Below are 21,895 nucleotides of genomic sequence, written 5' to 3' on the forward strand. Positions count from 1 at the left end.
TCCCGTTTGCTGTGACCCTTCCGCAGGGCCGGGTCGATGCAGGTCACGCCGGTGGCCGCAGTTGGCGCCGTCTCTTCCCCGCTCGAACCGTGACCGGCGCGACCGGGTCGCTCGACGGGGCGTTTCGCCTTCTCGGAGGGTCGTAGTCCCACTTTCAACGAGTCGAAAGGTGTTGACATGCACGGCTGCCCCTCTATAGTCCGGGACTGTCTGGCGATCCGAAGCGCGTTCGGTACCACGAACGCGCCCTGACGGGGACCTGTACCTCACCGCGACCGCACGCCGATGGCACGGTCCCGGAGCACGTCCTCATGAGCTTGCGCGTCGCGCACTTGGACTCTGTCCGCGCATGGCAATGTTCCAAAAAGGGGAGCTGCATGATGACCAGGACAAGATCCCTCTTATGGCCCGCCGTGGTTGCGGTTCTGCTCCCCGTCACCGGGGACTTCGGCCTGCCGGGTCACCCACACCGCCAGCGGGTGGAACACCGGGCTGACCGCGAACATCACCCTCGCCAACACCGGCCCCACCGCGATCGACGGCTGGTCCCTGCTCTTCACCCTGCCCGGCGGCCAGACCATCACCTCCGCCTGGAACGCCGACTACTCGGCCACGTCCGGCCGGGTGACGGCCAGGAACGTCTCCCACAACGCCACCATCGCTCCAGGCGCGTCCGTCGACATCGGCTTCCAGGCCGCCCACACCGGCGATACGCCCCGCCGAGCTCGTACACCCTCAACGGCACGGCCTGCGCCGTTGAGGGGAGTTCACCGAGGTGACCAGGGGGCGGCCACGCGCGCAAGCGCAGTCCGTGGGCGTCGAGAGGATGACCTCACCTTCGCCCGCCGAGTGGGGATCGGTTTCCACACCACGGGATCCCGAGCGCGCTCCGGACGGCACACCGCGGGCAGGAGCCACCTCCTGCTCACGAACGCCGCCGGGCGGCGGCACACGCCGGTTGGAGACGTCAGAGACGCAGCCGTCAGAGACGGAGACGCCGTCATCCGCTTGGCCGACGGCGGCGTGCGGCACCGGTCCGCGCGTCGCGACCGCGAACAGGGTAGCCACCACTCCGCGTCACCCCCTTGGTCCAGCAGGGCGCTGGGTCATGTCCACGTCCGGTCCAGCGGCACACGCGGAGGGATTGCTCGATCCAGATCACCTTGGCGCGGGGCATGGGGCGGGTGAGCCGCAGCCTGATCGGGGCGGCGCCATAGCGGAGTGCGCCGGTGGCCAGCTCACTGATCACCAGTGCCATCCACGCGGACGCCGGACCAGGTCGCCGCGGTCCAGCCCGCGCAGCCGGACGACCATGTGGTCGCTCAACTTAATCGGTAGACTAAGTCGATATAGTTGCTTCATGGCTCACGTTTCCGCGGCTGAGCGCCGCCCCCAGCTGATCAAAGCGGCCATTGACCTCATGACCAGGGAGGGCGTCGCGGCCGGAAGCACCCGGGCCATCGCGGCCGAGCTCGGCGTGGCACAGGCCACCGTGCACTACATCTTCGGCACCAAGGAGGGCCTGTACCGCGCCGTCATGGAGAAGCTCACCGCAGAGCTGATCTCACAGGTCGAGCAGGCCACGCCCGAGAAGGGCGGATTCGAGGAGACCATCGGCACTCTGGCAGCCGCCCTGTGGCACACCGTGCACGAGCAGCCGGCGAGCCACCAGTTGCTGACGGAACTGATGATGTTCGCATTGCGCACACCCACTCTTGCCGAGGCACGGCAAAGTCACTACCGCGACGTGACCGAAGTGGCGGCGAGGGTCGTGGCCGAGGCGGCCGAGCGAACGGGGCAGACGCTCGCCCAGCCCGCGGAGACCATTGCCCGTTACTTCCTCGCCGGCTTCGACGGCCTCGTGATGCAGCACCTGTCGCTGCCCGACGAAGAGGCCGAGCAGATCTGCCTGCGAGCCCTCGTCTCCGCGGTGCTGGCGCTCGCCGACGGCCGGCTGGACCCCACCGCGATTCCCGCCAGGACGAGCTGACGCGAGGCCGTCCGACGCAACGGTCGCCGAGGTCCGCGCCGCGCACGGCACTACGCCTCGGCCGCAGCCATAGCCTTTCCGTACAGCCATCCGACTATCATCGACGTCACCCTGGGTATGCGGAATCCCGAGCAGATGGCAAGGAACGTAGAACTCCATCGTCGGCACATCCCCGAAGGTCTCTGGGACGATCTTCGCGCTCAGAACCTGATCAGGTCGGACGTGCCCGCTGAAGCGGTCACGGAAGGAGTTCGCGTTGTCTCTGACGGACAAGGCCATCGAACAGATCCGTGAGCTGATCCGGACCGGTGCCCTCCCCCCGGGCTCGAAGCTCCCTCCGGAGCCGGACCTCGCCGCCCAGCTGGGCCTGTCCCGCAACCTCGCCCGCGAAGCGGTCAAGGCGTTGGCAGTGGCGCGGGTCCTGGAGGTCCGGCGGGGTGACGGCACATATGTGACCAGCCTGCAGCCGAGCGTGCTCCTGGAAGGGCTCGGCGGGGCGGTGGAGCTGATGCAGGGCGACTCGGCCGCCCTGCAGGACCTCATGGAGGCACGGCGGCTTCTCGAACCCGCCGCGACGGCCCTTGCCGCCACTCGGATCTCCGACGCTCAGCTGGCCGAAGTGAAGCGGCACTTGGATGCCATGCGCGACGCCCGTGACGACGTCGAACGGCTCAACGCCCACGACGCCGCCTTCCACCGCGCCGTCATCTCGGCCACGGGCAACGAAACCCTCCTGAGCCTCCTCGAAGGAATCTCCGGCCGCACCCTGCGCGCCCGCATCTGGCGCGGTCTGGTCGACACCCAGGCCGCAGGCCGCACCCTCGCAGAGCACGAGGCGATCTTCAAAGCCCTGTCCACCCGTGACGCCGTCCTCAGCCAGGCCGCAGCGCTGCTGCACGTGAGCAACACCGAGCACTGGCTGAGGGAGTACCTGGGCTCGGGCGAACCCCTGCTCTTCGGGACGACAGCGCGGAAGTGAGCAGGCGGACGCCGGGGCCCAGGCCCCCGTCCTTGTGGCGCGAACCCCGGCCGCCGCTGCCACGAAGAGGATTCACCGGACGCCGGCACCACGCGGTGCCGGTGGACCGGAGTGGCAGGCCTACCGATGCGTCACACGGCGATGATCTGCCACTGCTGGTGGGTTGCCCGGTTGTACGTCTCCTGCTCGATGCCGGCGCCGTTGGCCGTGGAGGCGCCGTCGACGTTGAGTGACAGTCCACTGAGCCGGTTGGTGAGGTGGTAGTAGCCGTCACCAGTGGGCGTCACAGCCCAGTGCTGCTGGTAAACGCTGTCGTCCGACCAGATGCCCACCTTGCCGCCGTCCGCACGCGAGAGCTCGGCCACTTCCATGAGTTTGCCGCTGCTGACGCTCTTGATCTTGTAGTAGCCGTCGCCGGTGGACGCGAAGGTCCACTTCTGGTTGGGATGGTTCAGCCAGGGCCACTGGATGATGCTCGTGCCGTTGGTGGAGCGGTCCTCGAACACGTCGGCTACCTGGCCGCTGTTGCGGTTGACCAGGCGATAGACCGTTCCGTTGCCCGGCAGGACACGCGACACCAGGGCCGGCTTGGCGGTCCTGCCGCCGATCCGGACGCCGCCCACGTTGACATATCCGCCGGTGCCGGCCGTGGCCTGGATCCGTAGGAAACCAACATCCCTGGCGCTCCACTCGGCCACCTTGGTGACACGGTCGCCGGCCCAGGAACCGGTGGCGACCTGGGTGAAGGCCGTGCCGTCGGTGCTGGTGGAGATGGTGTACGAAGTGATGTCGCCGTCGGTGGAGTTGTTGCGGTTCCACTGCTTGGGCAGGTATTCCAGGGTCGAGACATTGCTCCACACCCCACCCAGGTCGATCGTGATCGAGTGAGGCAGGGACGAGGACAGCCCCCATGTCGACCAGCAGGTCTCGAAGCCCTTGTCGCTCAGCCCGTCGATCGCGTTCATCGGGCCCTCGCCGGTATGGAATCCGGTCGCGTAGGCACTGACGGGTGTCACGGGGTGCTCGGCGCGTGGCATCTGCGTCGGCAGCGGCGCCCTGGAGGTGTTGGGGCTCCACGCCGCCCCGACTTCGGCGAGCCGCGTGACGACGTTGGCATCCAGCTTGCCGTTGCGGTTGGGCGGGCAATTGAGGATGAACGAGGTGTACTTCGGTTCCAGGTCCGTCAGGTGGGACAGGATCGACGCCTTGCTCATCAGGCCTTCGGTCGGCGTCGACGGATGCCAGAACCATCCGTTGCTGATCGTCTGCCCCTGCATGGACGCGTAGGTGTTTCCGGCCGGCGAGGTGATGCCCAGCGGCTCCTCGAAATAGATCGCGTCGCCGAGGAACGGTACCGACAGCCCACCGTGGTCGATCATGACGATGTCCGGCTGGAGCGACTTCACGTGCTCGCGTATCCGCTGGTAGGAGACGGCCTGCTGGCCCATCTGCCATGCGTAGCCGTCGGTGATGAACATGTCGATGGTGCCGTAGTCGGTGAGCAGTTCGGTGATCTGGTTCAGCATGTAGGTGAGGTCACCGGGCTGGATCGTCTGGTCGGCGGCGACGCCGTGTCGGCTGTCGTACGCCTGCACGCTGTAGGTGCGGTCCCAGATCGAGTAGTACAGGCCCACCTTGAGGCCCTTGGCGCGGAACGCGTCGACGTACTGGGCGACGATGTCCTGCTTGTAGGAGCTGTTGGCGACGTTGTAGTTGTTGTACGCGGTCGGCCAGAGGCAGAAGCCGTCGTGGTGCTTGGTCGTCAGCACGCCGTAGCTCATCTTCGCCGCCGCGGCGGCGGCCGCCCACTGGGCACAGTCCACGGCCGTGGGGGCGAACAGGGCGGGATCGTGGTTCGGGGCGGCCCACTCCTCGTTGGTGTACGTGCCCATGTTGAAGTGGTTGAACATACCGAACCGCATGTTCACCAGGTTGTTCAGGTTGGTCTGAGGGACGGCGGCCACCGCCTCGGACACCAGGCCCGAGAAGGCGGGGACGACGGGCAGCGCGGTCGCGGCGGCAGCGGCGCCGGCGGCACCGAGCAGCGTACGGCGGGACAGGTTTCCTGGCGACATGCTCTCACTCCCATTTCTGTGGCTTCAGCGCCGTAGGACCGTTCCGAAGGAGCCGGATCCTCTCCGACTGCGGGGAGAGAGACAGTGCATGTCCGCCGAAGTGCATGAGGACCTCCTTGGTACGGAAAGACACTCAGGTGCCGCGGCACTTACGGGTCTCGGGCGCCAGGTGTTACGCATGAAGTTCGGGCATGTAACACCGGCCTGTCAACGGTTTGGAGGGATGAAAAGCCGAGCGCGAAGGGCAGGTTGACCGTATATGTGAGATATAGCGCCATTCTTTCATGGGTAGACATGGCATGTCTGGCGTTGCTCTGCGGTGAACGAGCTGCTCGTCAGCGAGCTGGTCACCAACGTCTTCGAGGGTCACCCGGGCAAGTCGGGCTGTGCGCCGTAGGCGGATGCCGTGGTCGCGCGGCCGCTGAGGTCCGGTCCATGGCCGCGCGGGTCAGTTCCCGCCGGACAGCGGGTGAATACGTTTCCTCCAAGCCCGTGAAGCGGGATGAACGAGGAGGCAGGCCCGTGAAGGAAAGCCAGTTGGACACATGTGTGATCGGGGCGGGACCTGCCGGGCTGGCGGTCGCCAGGGCCCTGGCGGAGCGGAATCTGCCGTACACGCACCTGGAGCGGCACACCGGGCCCGGCGGCATCTGGGACATAGACAATCCGGGCAGCCCGATGTACGAGTCGGCCCACTTCATTTCGAGCAGGACCCTGTCGGGATTCGGCGGCTTCCCGATGCCCGACCACTTCGCGGACTACCCGCCGCGACGGCAGATCCTGTCGTATCTGACGTCCTTCGCCGATGCCTACGGGCTGACGGACCGCATCGAGTTCGGCGTCGAGGTCGAAAGCGTCGAGAAGAACGCGGACGGCACCTGGACGGTCACCCGGGCCGACGGGCGGGAAAGCGTGCACGCGCAGGTCGTCGTGTGTACGGGCTCGCAGTGGCACCCCAACGTTCCCGAACTGCCGGGGGAGTTCAGCGGGGAGGTCCGGCACACCGTCGGCTACCGCAGCGCGGAGGAGCTGCGGGGCAAGCGGGTCCTGGTCGTGGGCGCGGGGAACTCCGGCTGTGACATCGCGTGCGACGCGGCCCGGACCGCGGACCACGCGGTGATCAGCATGCGGCGCGGGTACTGGTTCATCCCCAAGCACCTGTTCGGCCGGCCGGTGGACACCATCGCCAACAGCGGGCCCCACCTGCCGATGTGGCTGGCGCAGCGGCTCTTCGGGGCGCTCCTGCGGATCATCAACGGCGACCCGACGCGGCTGGGACTGCCGAAGCCCGACCACAAGCTGTTCGAGACCCACCCGGCCATCAACTCGATGCTGATCCACCACCTGCAGCACGGCGACATCACCGCCAAACCCGGGATCGCCCGCGCCGAGGGCAGGATCGTGCACTTCACCGACGGCACGAGCGACCACTTCGATCTCGTCCTCCTGGCCACGGGCTACCTCCACAAAGTGCCGGTCGCGCAGCGGTACTTCGGCGACGAGCAGCACCCCGACCTGTACCTGTCATCGTTCTCGCGCGAGCACGAGGGCCTGTTCGGCATCGGCTTCATCGAGACGAACTCCGGTGCGTACCAGCTCTTCGACTCCCAGGCGCAGCTGATCGCCGGGTACATCCATGACGCGCGGCACCGGCTGCCGAACGCGGAGCGGTTCGCCCAGATGATCCGCGCCGACCGGCCGGATCTGTCCGGTGGGCTGAAGTTCGTCGACTCGCCCCGCCACACCGGTTACGTCGACGGCGCGGCCTTCGTGAAGTACCTGGGCAAGGTCGCGGCGGAGATGGGCTGGCGCACCGAGGGCCGGCCTCCGCGGGTACGGTCCCTGGGACGCGCGGAGGCGGCGGCATGAAGAAGAGGTTCGACTTCACCGACAAGGTCATGCTGGTGACCGGCGGCGCGGGCGGCATCGGCAGTGAGCTGTGCCGTCGCTTCGCCTCCGGCGGAGCCCGCTGCGTCGTCGTCGACATCGACGGGGTCCGCGCCATGAAGGTGGCCGCAGACCTTCCGGGCGCCGGGCACACGGGCATCGGATGCGACCTGATGGACCGCGCCCAGGTGGAGCGGCTGTTCGAGGTGGTCGCCGAGGAGCACGGTCGTCTCGACGTCCTCGTCAACAACGTGGGCATGACCAGCGCGGAACGCTTCGACGTCCGCAGCGTCGAGAGCATCGAGCGGGAGATCACCCTCAACCTGACCTCACCGCTGGTCGCGACCCGGATCGCCCTTCCTCTTCTCCTGGCCTCCGGGGACGCGCGGGTGGTCACCACGGTCTCCCTCGGCGGGATCTTCCCGCTGGGCGAGACACCGATCTACACCGCGTCCAAGTTCGGGCTGCGTGGCGCGATGCTGGCCATCGGGCTGGACCTGAGGAACAAGGGAATCCTGGCCGGGTCGGTGCTGCCGTCGGCGACCGACACCCGGATGCTGCGCCAAGAGGCCGTGGAAGGCGGCAACTCCATGCAGTTCCAGGACCCTCCGCAGCGGCCCTCCGACGTCGTCGCGGCCGTGGTGAGCCTGCTGGACAAGCCCCGACTGGAGACCTACCCCCGGCCCGGTGAGTCCCGTCTGGTGCGCTTCGCGATGCTCATGCCGAACCTGCTGCCCCGGGTCCTCCCGCTGTTCAGCAAGCGCGGTGACCGCGGCATGGCTCGCTATCTGGAGGAACTCCGCCGACGCGGACTGGTCCGCCGGACGGAGGGGCGCTGGGAGCTGGTGGAGGAAGCATGATCACGAACGAGATGCTGCAGGTCGTCAACCCCGCCACCGGTGAGCCGATCACCTCCCTGCCCGCCGCGAGCGCCGACGACGTCGCCAAGGCCGCCGAGCAGGCCCGGCAGGTCCACGACTCCGGGGTGTGGTCGCGGCTGCCGGTCCGGGAGCGTGGCACGGTGCTGCTGCGACTGGCCGACCTCATGGAACGCGACGCGGAGATCCTCGCCCGGCTGGACAGCGAGGACGCGGGGAAGCCGATCACGGAGTGCCGTACGGGAGACGTACCGGGCGCGATCGAGTCGATCCGCTGGTTCGCCGAGGCGGCCGACAAGGTCTTCGGCCGGGTCGCGCCGAGCGGGCCCGACAGTCTGGGTTTCATGATCCGCGAACCGGTCGGGGTCGTCGCGGCGATCCTGCCGTGGAACTACCCACTGGCCATGACCGCGTGGAAGGTCGGACCGGCCCTGGCCGCGGGCAACTGTCTGTTGGTCAAGCCCGCCGATGCGACCCCGCGCTCGGCCCTGCACCTGGCCGAACTCGCCGCGGAGGCCGGCCTTCCCCACGGGGTGCTCACGGTATTGCCGGGGTACGGCCAGGAAGCCGGGGCGGCCCTCGCCCGTAGCCCTCTTGTGGGGGCGCTCTCCTTCACCGGGTCCACCGCGACGGGCCGCCGCATCCTCAAGGACGCCGCGGAGACCAACTTCAAGCGGATCTCGCTGGAGATGGGCGGCAAGAGCCCCCAGGTGCTGATGGCCGACGCGCTCACCTACGGCGACGAGCTCATCGACAACATGATCGAGGCCGCGTTCCTGACCATGGGGCAGAACTGCACCGCCGGCTCCCGCGTCCTGGTTCACCACAGTATCGCCGAGGAGGTCCTGGAGCGGTTCACGGCCGCGGCGGGAGAGCTCGTCATCGGTGACCCGGCCGACCCGCGCACGCGGATGGGGCCGCTCATCAACCACACCGCCTTCGACCGGGTCGCGGGAGCCGTGGAGGCCGCCCGGGCCGGCGGAGCCCAGATCCACACCGGGGGACTGCCCCACGGGCTGCCTCCGCGCGGCGCCTACTATCCGCCCACCGTGATCACCCGAGCCCCCGACGGCGCCGACGTCCTCACCAAGGAGTTGTTCGGTCCCGTCGTCACCCTCCAGACCTTCACCTCCGAGGACGAGGCGGTACGCGGGGCCAACGCCACCGAGTACGGGCTCGCCGCCTCGGTCTGGACCCGCGACCTCGACGTCGCGCTGCGGCTGGCACGCGGCATCGAGGCCGGGGTGGTCTCCGTCAACGCCTACAGCGAGGGCGACATCACCACGCCTTTCGGCGGCTGGAAGCAGTCGGGATTCGGTGGCGTGGAGAAGTCCACCGACGCCTTCGACCAGTGGACCCGGGAGAAGACGATCTGGATCCGCGCCCGCTGACCCGAGCCGACAGACAGCAGGCAGGCGCGGTGGCCGAACGTCATTGCGTGTGCCCCACCCCCCGGAGCATCCGCTCCCGCAGCTGGACCGGCGAGGAGCCGTGCCAGCGGCGTACCGCGCGGCGCATCGCCCGTTCGTCGGAGAATCCCGCCTGGCGGGCGATGTCGCGCAGTGTCAGTTCCGGGCGGAGCAACAGTTGCTCGACGCGTTCCCGGCGCACTCCCTCGACCAGTGCCTCGTACGTCGTACCGCAGTCGGCCAGCCGACGGCGCAGCGTCCGCTCGCTCGTCGCGTGCCGCCGCGCCTGCTCACCGAACGAAGGCACCACCGGCAGGCCCTGCGCGACGGAGATCTCCAGCACCTCCAGCAGATCCTGCTGGTCACGGCGGGACGCCATCTGCGCGTCGAGCATCTCCAGCGTCGACGCGTAGCTCACCGGATCCCGACCCGGCATCCGGGTACGGGCCCACGCCGGGTCGATGACCATGCGGTTCGCGGCGGCGCCGAAGCGGACCGGACAGCCGAACAGGGCGTCGTACAGGTCGCGTTGGCGTGGTGGCGGAAAGGAGAACTCCACCCCCCTCGGCGCGAAGGCCGGACCGACGGCCAGCCGGGACAGGGTGACCACGGAGGCGAACGCCTCCTCGCTCAGGAAGGAAGCAACGGCCGGGTCCATGGCGGGATCGGGAAGATCGGCTCGTAGCACGAAGGCGTCGTCCTCCTGACCCACACCGGCCGACCACACCACCATCGCCCCGGACAGGTTCTGGTACTTCACCCCGGTCTCTATGGCGTGCCGCAGCGTGTCGTCGGCCATCAGGGCGAAGCCGAGCAGGCCCCACGCGGTCAGGTGCTGAGCCGCGCCGACCTTCAGACCCAGGCGCTCGTCCCCGGTGAGCTCCAGCGCACGGCGGATCACCGCGCTGCCCTGCCGGTACGACACCCGCAGTGCGGCGGAGCGCATCACCGTCTCGTCGAGTCCCATCTGCTTCAGCAGGGGCCGCAGATCGACACCGCGCTCGTCGGCGACCACGACGAGATAGCGCAGGATGTTCGGCTGGATCGTCGCCGAAGTGCTGCGGCTGGTCCCGGGAGGGTCTGCCGGGCCGGGTGCAAGGGACATCGCACTCACCTTCTCCTTGAACGACCACCGTAGGCAACGGGCGTCACCGGTCGCCCGCTCTGGCCCCCGAAGTCCCCTGTAAGGCCCCTGGCGTCCTGAGCCTGCCTTCCGAGCCTGCATACGGTCTCCGTAACCGCACGGCATTCGACTCGCTGGTCCTGAGACCGGTCGCTCCAGCGCACACAGGAAACGAGGGCGCGACAGCATCATGTCCTTCAACGCTCCAGCCCGGGCGGAGGCCGGGCACCCGGTCTCCAGGTTCGGCGCCCGGAAGGGCGCGACCCTCGCGTTCGCCGCACAAGGTGTCTCCGTCGCCGCCGTCTACACGACCGTCCCCGCTGTCACCGAACACCTGAAACTGGCTCCGCTCCTGACGACCACCCTGATGGTCGCCGTGGCGCTGACGGCGGGGGCCGGCAGCTTCCTGGGTCTGGCCGCGATCCGCCGCGCCGGTCCCGTCGCCACGACGCGCGGGGCCGTGCTGACGGCCGCCGCCGCGTTGGTGCTGATCGGGTGGGCCCCCGACGCGGTGACCGTCATCTGCGCGTACGTCCTCTTCGGGCTCGCTGTCGGCGCCCTGGACGTCGGGGTCAACACCCGGGCAGCGGCGATCGAACGCGCCTACGGCCGCAGCGTCTTCGGCTCCTTCTACACAGCGTGGAGCGTGGGCGGCGTGGTCGCGGCCCTGCTCACTGCCGGGGCCGCCCGCCTGGAGTGGCCCGTAGCCGCCGGTCTGGGCGTTCAGGCGGGCATCGTCCTGCTCCTCGCCGTCTGTATACGTACGCATGCCCTCCCCTCCTCCCCCGAGGGGCCGTCGGACACCCTCGCGCAGCCGCCGCTGGGGCGCCGCCTGTGGATCCGGCTCATCCCCTTCGGCCTGGTCCTCCTCGTCGTCTACGTCGTCGACTCCACCGTCTCGGCCTGGTCGGCGGTCTACCTGCGCCAGACCCTCGCCGCGTCCCTCACGGTCGCGCCGCTGGCCTACGCCTCCTACCAGGCCGGCACAGTCGTCGGCCGCGCCGCCACCGACCGCCTCGTGCAACGGTTCGGAGCGGTCGCCGTCGTCCGCACCGCGGCCCTGCTGGTCGCGGGCGCTCTGGCCGGCATGGCCGGGGCGCCGAGCTGGCCCTTCGCCGTTCTCGCGGCCGGGGCGGTGGGGCTGGGAGCGTCCGTCCTGGTTCCGCTGTGTCTGGCCTCCGCCGCGCGGCTGCGTCCCACCGCTTCGGAGGCGGTCCTGGCGCGGCTGAACCTCTTCAACTACGTCGGCGTCATCACCGGTGGCGCAGCGGGCGGACTTCTCGGCTCCACCGGTCAGTTCCGTCTCGCCTATGCGGCACCGGCCGCGCTGGCGGTTCTTCTCCTGGCAGCCGCCCGACATCTGGTCGGAGTGGACGGCGTGCCAAGTCGCACGGCCTGAACATCAGCTACCTGGGCGGCTGGAACGAGCGCGGCTACAGCATCGGCTGGTACAGGAACCTGCGCTCGGCGCTCAGGGACGCGCCGGTGTGGACCGGTTCGCACACGATGCCCTCGGCCAGCCGGGCGTGCGAAACGTGATCTTCATGGAGGGCATCAACGACATCTACAACAACCGTTCCTAGGGACTGAGCGGGAGTGAGTCCTGTTGCCAGGTCCCGTGCTCGGCCGAACGCCCCGGACGGTGTTGGGCGTTCTGGTTGCCCGCGTTCGCTCCGCGTCCGGGCGGCACGGATCGTGTCCGTGGTCCGGGGATGCGGGGGCGGGGTTCCTCACGCCCAGGAACACTCACCCCCGCTCACCAACGCTCTTGAACGCACTCCAGCGGCAGCAGCTCCAAACCCCTCCCTCACCGCCGACCAGCGGGTACCGGAACATCATCGCGCAGGCACACGCGGCCGGCGTGAGGATCATCGGCGGCACCATGCCGGCGAGACGCGTCGTCGTCCGGTATCGCTGCCGGACGGCCATGCCCGCTTCGCCGGATGTCGGCCGCCGCGGGCACCTTGCCGCCCGTCAACGGGCCGTCGTCGAGCTCTCCGAACGGAGCAACCTGTCGAGGTGGGTCATGGACGTGCGCATCGCGGCCCGCATCCCCGGCTCCTGGATGCCGTTCAACAAGACCCCCAGTGGTCCCAGCCCGATGGTGTACTCGACCTGGTAGAGCATCTCCGTCACCTCCCTGCCGTCCTCGCTCTGTATCGGCCGGAACTCGAAGACGTTGGTCACGTCCTGGAGCGGGGCGAATCCGATGCCGGTGTCGACGCGGCGCTTGAAGGGCTCGATCTCTCTGACCGTCCAGACCGAGTCGGTCTTCAGGGGGCCGAGAGTGCGGTTGCGTTCGGCGTAGGTCCTGCCGACGGTGGCGACGCCGTGGTGGTCGGTGACCTCGATCGCCCCGGCGACCCACTCGGCGTACCGGTCGGTGCGGGAGACAACGTCCCAGACGCGTCCTACGGGTGCGTTGATGACGGCCTGCTCGGTGACCACGTACTTGTTCATCGCAGTGTTCCCTTTCTTGGCAGTGCTGCTTGGCAGTGCACTCGTCGGTGCTGCTGTCGGTGCTTCTTGTTGCTGTCTCTCGCGCTCAGTCCCGGTCCAGGACTTCGGTGGCCGTGTGCTTGCCGGAGCGGACGGCGCCGTCCATGAAGCCGTTCCAGTACGGGGAGAACTCGGCGCCCGCCCAGTGCACGCGGCCGAATTGGCGGCCCATCCACTGGCCGAAGTCGCTGAGCACGCCGGGGGCGGCGACGGAGGTGGGGCCGCCCTGGGTCCATTGCTCGGCGGTCCAGTCCTGCTCGACGTAGTCGACGGTGTCGAAGGCGCGGTCCCCGACGACCTGGGCGAAGGAGCGCAGCACCGCGCCGCGCCGCTCGGCGGCCGGGCGGTGGGCCCACTTGCGCCATTCCCGGCCGCCGAGGAAGCCCATGAGGACGCCGGGTCCGCCGTCGGGCGGGGTGTTGTCGAACATCTCGCGGATGGGGGAGCCGCCGCGGAGCAGGCCCATGCCGGACAGGCCGTCCTCGCGCCAGAAGGGCTTGTCGTAGACGGCGACGCACTTCATGAGGGTGCCGAAGGGCAGGCGCTGGAAGAGCTGGTCCTGCTGGGGCGGCAGCAGGGGGTCCCAGACGATGCGGGAGGCGATCAGGGGTGGGACGGCGACGATGACGTGGTCGGCGCGCCAGTCGCCGGCGTCGGAGACCACGGTGGCGCCCGTGGAGTCCTGGCTGATGCGGCGCACCGGGGCGGACAGGTGGACGCGGCCGTCGAGTTCCTCGGCCAGCCGCTGCGCGACGAGCTGCGAGCCGCCGACGAACCGGCTGTCCTGGGCGCCACCGGTGGTGCCTGTGCCGCGGTCCATGGTGCCGGGATGGGTCTCGTTGCCGAAGGTGGCGACGTACCAGAGGCTGAACAGGGCGGACGCGTCGCGTGCCTCGCCGCCGTAGGCGGAGTTGAGGAAGAGGCTGATCATGTCGACGGCATCGCCGGTGATCTCGGCCTTGCGCAGCCACGTCTCGTAGGTCATGGCGTCGAGTTCGCGGGCGTGAGGGGCCCGCCACGGGGCCGCCGGGTCCACCTTGGCGGCCTCTTTGGCGATGCGGGCAAGGGCGATGCCCATGTCCGGCAGGGCGAGCAGGTCCGGCGGGGTGTGGCCGGAGAAGCGCTTGGCCTTGCCGTCGTGGACGTAGACGGTCTCGCCGGGGACGGCTGCCTGGTAGGTGTCCACACCGACCTCCTTGGCCAGCGCCAGGATGTGGTCTTGGGTGGGGCCGACGAACTGCCCTCCGATCTCCGTGACTCGGCCGTCGCCGAGGTCGTGGTTGAGCAGCCGGCCGCCGACCCGGTCGCGAGCCTCCAGGACGGCCACGGACTTGCCCGCCGCGACGAGCTCCCGTGCCGCGGTCAGACCGGCCAACCCCGCACCGATCACCACGACGTCCGCCCTGCGGCTCCGACGTGACGTGCCGACGTCCGTGGTCTGCGTGCTGCTCATGATCACTCCCTGTCATCCGTGGTACTGGGCGCTCCTCACCATACAGACGACTTTGTCGGGTGACAAGGTCGATAGGTCATGTCGTGTGATTGGGTCGTTCGGCTTTTATGAAACCGCTGTTCAGAGCTGGTTTGAGTGATGGTGTGATCTAAGTTATGCAGTCGACGCGTTCGATCGACTTGAGCGACTGATAAAGTCGAATGACCGAAGCGGTTCCGATGCCGACTGCGGCGCCCGGAATGCCCCGTGTCCGCAACCGCCCGGCTGCGCGAGCCGCACCGATCCGCTGTTCGCCCGCGTCCGCGTCATGACGTCCGGGAATCCCCTCACCGACTCTGGGAGTCACCCATGGCTGTCCTGCTCCATCGGCTGGGCCGCAGTGCCTACCGTCACCGCAAGCTGGTGCTAGGCATCTGGCTCGTGGTCCTCGCCGCGCTCATCACGTGCGTCAGCGTCTTCGGCGCCAAGCTCGACGACCGCTTCACCGTGCCGGGCACCGAGTCGCAGCGGGCGCTGGACACGCTCGGCAAGACACTGCCCGAGGCCTCCGGAGCGGGCGCCCAGATCGTCTTCACCGCGCCCGAGGGCCACCGCGTCACCGAGAGGTCCTACAGGGCGGTCATCGCCGGAGTCGAGTCGGCGGTCGCGAAGGCGCCGCAGGTCAGTGCTGTCATGGGCCCGAGCGACTCCGGTGCCGTCTCGGCCGACCGGACCACGGCGATCGTGCAGGTGCAGTACTCGGTGCAGCGGGCCGAAGTGCGTGCCTCATCGCTGGACGCGATCGAGCAGGCGGCCGAGGCGGCCGAGCAGAGCGGGCTCAAGACCTTTGTGGGCGGCAGCGTCTTCGGCAGCAACGGCGTTCACATCGGCCCGTCGGAGATCATCGGTGTCGTCATCGCCCTGCTCGTCCTCGTCATCACGTTCGGCTCACTGCTCGCCGCCGGGATGTCGCTGCTGCCGGCCCTGCTCGGTGTGGCGGTGGGACTGAGCGGGCTGCTCGCCCTCGCCCCGGCGGTCAGCATCTCCTCCACGGCGGTCACCCTCGCGCTGATGCTGGGTCTGGCCGTCGGCCTCGACTACGTGCTGTTCATCCTCTCCCGCCACCGCCAGCAACTCACCCGCGGTACGGACCCGCAGGAGTCCATGGCGCTGGCCAACGGCACAGCCGGCAGCGCGGTGGTCTTCGCCGGCAGCACCGTGATCATCGCCCTGGCCGCACTCGGTGTCATCGGCATCCCGTTCCTGACCACGATGGGCCTCAGTGCCGCCGGAGCCGTCCTCATCGCCGTCCTGGCCGCGATCACCCTGCTCCCGGCCATCGCCGGATTCGCCGGCGCTCGGCTGACTCCCAAGCCCGGCAGCAAGGCGGCTCAGCGGGCCGCCGACCCCGACGCATCCACGGGAAGGGCCACCCTGGGCGTCCGCTGGGTGAAGACCGCCGTCGCCAAGCCATGGTTGACCGTCCTGGCCGTCGTGGGCATCCTCACCGTGGTTGCCCTCCCGGTGACAGATCTGCGCCTCGCCCTGCCGGACAACGCCTCGGCCCCGGTCAGCTCCACCGAGCGCAAGGCGTACGACGTGGTCGGCGACAAGTTCGGCCCCGGCTTCAACGGCCCGCTCCTGGTGCTGACGGAGACCGACGACGAGTCCGGTGCACAGGCGGCTGCTCAGGCCGCAAAGAAGCTGGGGGATCTGAAGGGAGTCAAGGCGGTGCTGCCGCCCCAGCCCACCCGCGACCCCGCGCGGACCGTCATCCAGGTGATCCCCGAGACCGGTCCCGACAGCGCCCGGACCGACCGACTCGTCCGCGACATCCGTACCGCCGCACCGGGCATCCGTGAGACCACCGGAGCCTCCGTCGCGGTCACCGGAACCACCGCCGTCAACATCGATGTGTCCAACCGGCTCAGCGACTCCCTGCTGCCGTTCATGGCGATCGTCGTCGGCCTCAGCCTGATCCTGCTGACCATGGTGTTCCGCTCGCTGGTCATCCCCCTCAAGGCCGCCGTCGGATTCCTGTTGTCGGTGGCCGCCTCGCTCGGCACGGTCGTCGCCCTGTTCCAGTGGGGCTGGCTGGCGGACGTCTTCGGCCTGGCCCACACCGGTCCTGTCGTCAGTTTCCTGCCGATCATCCTGATCGGCGTGCTCTTCGGACTCGCCATGGACTACGAGGTGTTCCTGGTCTCGGGGATGCGGGAGGAATGGGTCCACACCGGCAGGGCACGCCGGTCGGTGACCGAAGGCGCGCGGCACAGCGTGCGGGTCGTCACCGCGGCGGCCCTGATCATGTTCACCGTCTTCGCCGGGTTCTTCCCCCTCGACGACGCCCTGATCAAGCCCATCGCCTTCGCGCTGGCCGTCGGCGTGGCCATCGACGCCTTCGCCGTCCGCATGACCCTCGTACCGGCAGTCCTCGCCCTCGCCGGACGACACGCCTGGTGGCTCCCTGCCTGGCTGGGCCGTGTCCTGCCCGATCTCGACGTCGAGGGCACGTCTCTCCAGAAGGCCCCCGAGGCGGAGCCCAAGGAGCCTGAGCGAGTCTGCTGACCGGCGCGGTCGGAACCTTCCCCATCAGGCCCCGGCTGGAGGACAAAGCCTCCAGCCGGGCCTCGGTCTGTTCCGCCGCGTGTGCCCTTGGCTGCTGCGCACCGCAGGCCCGGACGGCACCCCGCACAGCAGCGGTGCCGTGCCCGTAACTTCACTGTCCAGTACCCGGTGGCGCCGGTGCGCGGACATGGCCCGCCGCCACCCGGTCGCGGTGTGGGAGGGGCAGACCGGATGGCGGCGGGGGCTGAGGGGAGAGCGGGAGGTCAGTCTTCGATCGCTTGTATCGGGTCATCGGTCAGACTGGTGGCCAGCCACTGCTCCACGGCCGCGACGTGAACGGTCGCAGCAGAGGCGGCGAGCAGGGCGTCGCGTGACTGAAGCGCGCTGAGGATCTGCTCGTGGTCCTGGTGGGCGTTGTTCAAAGCGTGACTGGTCTGGCTGCCGCGGACGATGCGGACACGCTGTGTGCGGGTCGAGAGCACTTGCAGCAGCATCGACAGCACGGGGTTGCCGACGGCTTCGACGATCCTGAGGTGGAAGGCGATGTCGTGGGCGACGAACTCCTCCGCGGTGGTGACGGTCCGGGACCGGTCGAGGATGTTGCGCAGTTCCTGAAGGTCTTCCGGCTTCAGCAGCGCGGCGGCCAGCCCTGTCGCCTGCGGTTCGAGCAGTCGTCGTACCTGGAGCAGCTGCAGAGCCGTGTGGCCCTGGGAGACGTCGGCGGCGAAGGAGAGGCTTTCCAGCAGGAGTTGGGGCTCAAGGCTGGAGACGTACGTGCCGTCGCCCTGCCGGGTGATCAGGATTCGCATGGCCGTCAGCGCCCGGACGGCCTCGCGCAGGGAGTTCCGGGACAGGCCGAGCTGTCCGGCGAGGATCTCCTCCTTGGGCAGCCGGGAGCCGGGCGCGAGTTCGCCGGCGACGATCATCGCCTTGATCTTGTCGATCGCCTCGTCCGTGAGTGCCACGAGGGTGCCTCTCTGAGTGGGGGATGCGCCGGCCGACGGCTCCGCCGGACCCGAGCCGGGCCCGGCGAAGCCGCTTGCGGTACGTGGTTATTCCTGCTTCTCGCCGGAGGCGAACCGGGAGATGACCAAGGCGACGATGATGATGGCTCCGTTGAGGAACTGGTTCCACAGCGGTGGCACACCCGCCAATGTCATGACGTTCACGACGAGTTGCAGCGTCAGCACACCGGTGAGCGCGCCGAAGATCGAGCCCTTGCCGCCGTTGAGGCTGACCCCGCCGATGACGGTCGCGGCGAAGACCTGGAAGATCCAGCCGCTGCCCTGGGTGGCGGAGATGGAGCCGTAGTGGCCGCTGTAGAGGATGCCGGCGAACGCGGCGAGGACGCTGCCGAGGATGAGGACGATCCACACGATGCGGTCGACGCGGATGCCCGCGGTGCGGGCCGCCTCCGGGTTGCCGCCGATCGCGTAGAGCGCCCGGCCGTGCCGCAGCCAGGCCAGCGCGCCGGCGCCGAGGGCGAACAGCACCACGCAGATCCAGATCGCGGCCGGGACACCCAGCCACGACGACTTGCCCAGGTAGGTGAAGGAGGACGGCAGTTCCACGATGGACTGGCCCTCGGAGAGGGCGACCTGGAGTCCGCGCAGCATGGTCAGCATGCCGAGGGTGACGATGAACCCGTTGAGGCGCAGCTTCAGGATCAGGAACCCGTTGACGGCCCCGATCACCACACCCACCAGCAGACAGAGCGGCACGGCGGTCCACTCGGGCAGCAGCCCCAGGCCCGTGAACCGGGCACCGCTGGTCGGCAGGACCAGCCACACGGCGATGACGGGCGCCACGCCGATCGTGGACTCCAGGGACAGGTCCATCCGTCCGCAGATCAGGATCAGTGCGGTGGCCAGCACCAGCAAGCTCAGCTCGGTGGACTGCTGGGCCACACCGATCAGGTTGTCGGCGGTCAGGAAGGCCGGCGAGACGATGAACCCGATCAGGCCGAGAACCAGGATCGCCGGGACCAGGGACAGCTCACGGAAGCGACCGAGGTCGACCCGGCGGCGCGTGGCGTCCGCGGCGGCCGGTTCAGCCGTGCTCACTGTGGGCTCGGTGAGATCTGTGGTGGCGGACATGACTACCTTCCGTGCTCGTCTGCGCCCGTTGAGGCGGGTACGGCGGATGCGGGGGACGCGGTGGCGGCGGCCGTGTCGCCGGTGACGCCCTCGATGGCGGCGACGAGGTGCTCGTCCTTCCAGCCGCGGTCGAACTCGGCGACCACACGCCCGTGGAACATGACGACGACCCGGTCGCAGACCTTCAGGTCGTCCAGTTCGTCGGAGACGATCAGCGCGGCCCTGCCGCCGTCCGCGACCTGCCGGATGCGGCCCAGCAGGAACTCCTTGGACTTGACGTCCACCCCGTTGGTGGGGCGGATGGCCACCAGGACGTGCGGATCGGTGGCAAGGGCCCGCGCGACGACGACCTTCTGCTGGTTGCCGCCCGAGAGGGCGGAGACCGGGGTGGCGGCTCCCGGGGTCTTGATGTCGAGGTCCCGGATCATGCGTCTGGCGAACGCCTTGGTGCGGGCGGGCAGCACCGTGCCGAACGGACCGAGCTGGTCGGTGACGGTGAGCGTCGCGTTCTCCGCCACACTGCGGTTGTTCACCAGCCCCTGGACGTGGCGGTCCTCGGGGACCAGACCGACTCCGACGGTGAGCGCGGAGGGCACACTGCCGGTGCGTACGGTCTTGCCGCCGACCGTGATCCGGCCGTCCTTGGCCCGGTGCAGACCGGCGATCGCCTCACCCACCTGCACATTGCCGCTGGCAGTGGCGCCGGCGAGCCCGACGACCTCGCCGGAGCGGACCGAGAGGGAGATGTCCTCGCAGACGCCGGGCAGTGTCAGGCCGTCGATAGCCAGCACTTCCGTGGAATCGGACCGCGAGGCCGAAAGACCGTCGACGGCGGCGGTGACCGTGGAGGCCGACTCGCCGGTCATGGCCTCCACCAGCGCCTGATGGCCGAGCTCGGCGACGGGTGCGGTCAGGATGTGCGCCGCGTCGCGGTAGACGGTGACGGTGGTGCAGAGGTCGTACACCTCTTGCAGGTGGTGGGAGATGAAGAGGAAGGCGACGCCCTGCCGCTGGAGGTCGTGGAGCTTGTCGAAGAGCCGGGTGATGCCGCGCGCGTCGAGCTTCGCGGTCGGCTCGTCGAGGATGATGAAGCGTGCGCCGAACGACAGGGCACGCGCGATCTCGACGAACTGCCGCTGCTCGACGGTGAGGTGCTTGGCCCGCACGGTCGGGTCGACGGCCACGCCGTACTCGCCGAGCAACTCCTCGGCCCGCCGACGCAGTTGCTTCCAGCGGATGGGCTGCACCACTTTGGCGCTCTGCCGGTTCAGGAAGAGGTTCTCGGCGACGGTCAGGTCACCGATGATGGTGGAGCGCTGATAGACGCAGGCCACCCGAGAGCGCCAGGCGTCGATGTCGCCGAAGGCAGGCGCCGGCTCGCCGGAGAAGCGCAGGGTTCCGGTGTCGGGTTGCTGGAGGCCGGTGAGGATGGACACGAGCGTCGACTTGCCGGCGCCGTTGCGTCCGACCAGGGCGTGCGCCTCGCCGGGGGCGACGGTGATACGGGCGTCGCGCAGCGCGACGGTCGCGCCGAATCGTTTGCTGATGCCGGTCGCCTCGGCCACAGGGGCCGGAGTGCCGGGGCCGGTCGCCGGGGCGGTCGCGGTGTCCGCCATGGTGGATACCGTCCTTCGTGTACGGAGGCTGGAGCCGAGGGGCGCGGGCGGGTACCCGCGCCGGCGGGGCGGGCGTCGGGGGCTTTGCGTCCCCCGACGCGACGGGCGGGAAGTGCGGGTCGTCAGCCGACGTTGTTGCCCCACAGGGCCTTGTCGTCCACGTTGTCCTTGGTCACCAGCGGCGCCGCCAGCTGGTCCTCGAGCCCGTTGGGCAGCTGGATGATGGTGGAGTCGTGGTCGGTCTTGCCCGGCTTGAAGGTCTTGCCCTCGGCCGCGGCCTCGGCGTAGTACAGCGCGTACTTGGCGTACAGGTCGGCGGGCTGGGAGATCGTGGCGTCGATCTTGCCCGCGCGGATCGCCTCGAACTCCTGCGGGATGCCGTCGTTGGAGACGATCGAGATGTGCCCCTTCTCACCGGCCGGCTTCAGCAGACCCTTCTGCTCCAGGAGGGCCAGGGTCGGCTGCAGGAAGACACCTCCGGCCTGCATGTAGATGCCCTTCAGGTCGGGGTGCTGGGCGAGCAGGCTCTGCAGCTTGGCGGAGGCCACGTCGCCCTTCCAGTCGGTGGGCAGCTCGAAGACCTTGATCTTCGGGAACTTCTCCTTCATGCACTCCGCGAAGGCCTCGGAGCGGTCCCGCCCGTTGATCGAGTCAAGGGCGCCCTGGAGCTCGGCGACCTTGCCCTTGCCGCCCAGCTGCTCGCCGAGGAACTCGCACGCCTTGGTGCCGTACGCCCGGTTGTCGGCGCGTACGACCATGTAGACGTCACCCTTGTCGGGCCGGGTGTCCACGCTGACCACGGGGATCTTCTTCGACGCGAGGGTGTCGAGGGTGGAGGCGATGGCCCCGGTGTCCTGGGGGGCCATGACCACGGCCTTGGCACCCGTGTTCTGGAACACCTGTACGTTGGCGACCAGCTTGGTGACGTCGTTCTGCGAGTTGCTGAGCGGCAGCGCGTTGATGCCCTCGGACTTGACGTCCTTCTTCAGGTACTCGGCGTAGGAGTTCCAGAAGTCGGAGTCGGAGCGCGGCAGGTCGATCCCGATGGCGGGCTTGTCACCGCCGGAGGCGGCCGAGTCGGTGCTTTCGCGGTTGCACGCGGTGGCGAGGGCCAGTACCGCGAGAACGGCGGTGGCGGCTGCGGCGGTGGAGCGGGTGCGAGCGAGCTTCATGGCCGTGTTCTCTCCTTAGCCAGGGGCGCAGGGCCACAGGGCAACGGTGGGAGGGCTTACCTGCGCGGGGAGGGGCGAGGTCGCCGGACGGGCAGGTGTCGATCCGGCGCGGAAACCGCGTGGATCATGCCCGTGAGGGTCGGATGTGCGGGTCAGCCGGGGACCGAGGAT

At 69.1% G+C, this 21,895-nt stretch carries 17 protein-coding genes and 1 pseudogene; 8 read left to right on the plus strand and 10 right to left on the minus strand.

Annotation, left to right across the window (positions count from 1 at the left end):
• Nucleotides 1–401: 401 nt before the first annotated feature.
• Entirely contained in the window at nucleotides 402–581 is a 180-nt protein-coding gene (locus SGFS_RS51945) for a hypothetical protein (RefSeq protein ID WP_434028254.1), read from the minus strand.
• Here SGFS_RS51945 and SGFS_RS51950 point away from each other — a divergent pair.
• From SGFS_RS51950 to SGFS_RS49085, 3 genes are all read left to right on the plus strand, one after another.
• Complete coding sequence (locus SGFS_RS51950; protein ID WP_434028247.1) at nucleotides 505–1,188, plus strand: cellulose binding domain-containing protein; 684 nt, start codon at nucleotides 505–507, stop codon at nucleotides 1,186–1,188. The genes SGFS_RS51945 and SGFS_RS51950 overlap by 77 nt on opposite strands.
• Nucleotides 1,189–1,360: 172 nt before the next feature.
• Entirely contained in the window at nucleotides 1,361–1,990 is a 630-nt protein-coding gene (locus SGFS_RS49075; protein ID WP_286259252.1) for a TetR/AcrR family transcriptional regulator, read from the plus strand.
• Nucleotides 1,991–2,246: 256 nt separating this feature from the next.
• The gene (locus SGFS_RS49085) at nucleotides 2,247–2,969 is read left to right on the plus strand and encodes a FadR/GntR family transcriptional regulator (RefSeq protein ID WP_286259253.1); all 723 of its coding nucleotides are present in this window, start codon (nucleotides 2,247–2,249) and stop codon (nucleotides 2,967–2,969) included.
• A 131-nt stretch (nucleotides 2,970–3,100) separates the two neighbouring features.
• Here SGFS_RS49085 and SGFS_RS49090 read toward each other — a convergent pair whose 3' ends face one another.
• Nucleotides 3,101–5,044 (minus strand): alpha-L-fucosidase, encoded by a 1,944-nt coding sequence (locus tag SGFS_RS49090; RefSeq protein ID WP_286259254.1) that lies wholly within the window; start codon nucleotides 5,042–5,044, stop codon nucleotides 3,101–3,103.
• Nucleotides 5,045–5,566: 522 nt separating this feature from the next.
• On the opposite strand from SGFS_RS49090, the gene SGFS_RS49095 reads away from it, so the two are divergent.
• From SGFS_RS49095 to SGFS_RS49105, 3 genes are read left to right on the plus strand one after another with little or no spacing between them, the layout of a single operon-like run.
• Nucleotides 5,567–6,913 (plus strand): flavin-containing monooxygenase, encoded by a 1,347-nt coding sequence (locus SGFS_RS49095; RefSeq protein ID WP_286259255.1) that lies wholly within the window; start codon nucleotides 5,567–5,569, stop codon nucleotides 6,911–6,913.
• Nucleotides 6,910–7,791: an SDR family NAD(P)-dependent oxidoreductase gene (locus tag SGFS_RS49100; protein ID WP_286259256.1), complete on the plus strand. Its 882-nt coding sequence runs from the start codon at nucleotides 6,910–6,912 to the stop codon at nucleotides 7,789–7,791. Before SGFS_RS49095 ends, SGFS_RS49100 begins: the two co-directional genes overlap by 4 nt.
• Nucleotides 7,788–9,200, plus strand: coding sequence for an aldehyde dehydrogenase family protein (locus SGFS_RS49105; RefSeq protein WP_286259257.1), 1,413 nt, complete (start codon nucleotides 7,788–7,790; stop codon nucleotides 9,198–9,200). Before SGFS_RS49100 ends, SGFS_RS49105 begins: the two co-directional genes overlap by 4 nt.
• 40 nt (nucleotides 9,201–9,240) lie before the next feature.
• Here SGFS_RS49105 and SGFS_RS49110 read toward each other — a convergent pair whose 3' ends face one another.
• Nucleotides 9,241–10,323, minus strand: coding sequence for an AraC family transcriptional regulator (locus SGFS_RS49110; RefSeq protein WP_286259258.1), 1,083 nt, complete (start codon nucleotides 10,321–10,323; stop codon nucleotides 9,241–9,243).
• 208 nt (nucleotides 10,324–10,531) lie between these two features.
• Here SGFS_RS49110 and SGFS_RS49115 point away from each other — a divergent pair, with 208 nt between their 5' ends.
• Nucleotides 10,532–11,740, plus strand: coding sequence for an MFS transporter (locus tag SGFS_RS49115; RefSeq protein ID WP_286259259.1), 1,209 nt, complete (start codon nucleotides 10,532–10,534; stop codon nucleotides 11,738–11,740).
• A 180-nt stretch (nucleotides 11,741–11,920) separates the two neighbouring features.
• Here the strand turns inward: SGFS_RS49115 and SGFS_RS49120 are convergent.
• From SGFS_RS49120 to SGFS_RS49130, 3 genes and pseudogenes are all read right to left on the minus strand, one after another.
• Nucleotides 11,921–12,088, minus strand: a pseudogene (locus SGFS_RS49120) (transposase); the annotation flags it as partial.
• Between the two features lie 227 nt (nucleotides 12,089–12,315).
• Nucleotides 12,316–12,801: an SRPBCC family protein gene (locus SGFS_RS49125; protein WP_286259260.1), complete on the minus strand. Its 486-nt coding sequence runs from the start codon at nucleotides 12,799–12,801 to the stop codon at nucleotides 12,316–12,318.
• 85 nt (nucleotides 12,802–12,886) lie between these two features.
• Entirely contained in the window at nucleotides 12,887–14,293 is a 1,407-nt protein-coding gene (locus SGFS_RS49130) for a flavin monoamine oxidase family protein (RefSeq protein ID WP_286259261.1), read from the minus strand.
• A gap of 348 nt (nucleotides 14,294–14,641) precedes the next feature.
• Here SGFS_RS49130 and SGFS_RS49135 point away from each other — a divergent pair, with 348 nt between their 5' ends.
• On the plus strand, nucleotides 14,642–16,840 hold the full coding sequence (locus SGFS_RS49135; protein ID WP_286259263.1) for an MMPL family transporter: 2,199 nt from the start codon (nucleotides 14,642–14,644) through the stop codon (nucleotides 16,838–16,840).
• Between the two features lie 263 nt (nucleotides 16,841–17,103).
• Here SGFS_RS49135 and SGFS_RS49140 read toward each other — a convergent pair whose 3' ends face one another.
• The 4 genes from SGFS_RS49140 to SGFS_RS49155 all read right to left on the minus strand — a co-directional run bounded on the left by SGFS_RS49140 (nucleotide 17,104) and on the right by SGFS_RS49155 (nucleotide 21,724).
• Complete coding sequence (locus tag SGFS_RS49140) at nucleotides 17,104–17,805, minus strand: FadR/GntR family transcriptional regulator (protein ID WP_286259265.1); 702 nt, start codon at nucleotides 17,803–17,805, stop codon at nucleotides 17,104–17,106.
• Nucleotides 17,806–17,892: 87 nt separating this feature from the next.
• Nucleotides 17,893–18,936, minus strand: coding sequence for an ABC transporter permease (locus SGFS_RS49145; RefSeq protein ID WP_286259266.1), 1,044 nt, complete (start codon nucleotides 18,934–18,936; stop codon nucleotides 17,893–17,895).
• A 2-nt stretch (nucleotides 18,937–18,938) separates the two neighbouring features.
• On the minus strand, nucleotides 18,939–20,552 hold the full coding sequence (locus SGFS_RS49150) for a sugar ABC transporter ATP-binding protein (protein ID WP_286259267.1): 1,614 nt from the start codon (nucleotides 20,550–20,552) through the stop codon (nucleotides 18,939–18,941).
• Between the two features lie 122 nt (nucleotides 20,553–20,674).
• Nucleotides 20,675–21,724 (minus strand): sugar ABC transporter substrate-binding protein, encoded by a 1,050-nt coding sequence (locus tag SGFS_RS49155; RefSeq protein WP_286259268.1) that lies wholly within the window; start codon nucleotides 21,722–21,724, stop codon nucleotides 20,675–20,677.
• Nucleotides 21,725–21,895: the final 171 nt, after the last annotated feature.

The sequence above is a fragment of the Streptomyces graminofaciens genome (assembly GCF_030294945.1).
Lineage (GTDB): Bacteria > Actinomycetota > Actinomycetes > Streptomycetales > Streptomycetaceae > Streptomyces > Streptomyces graminofaciens.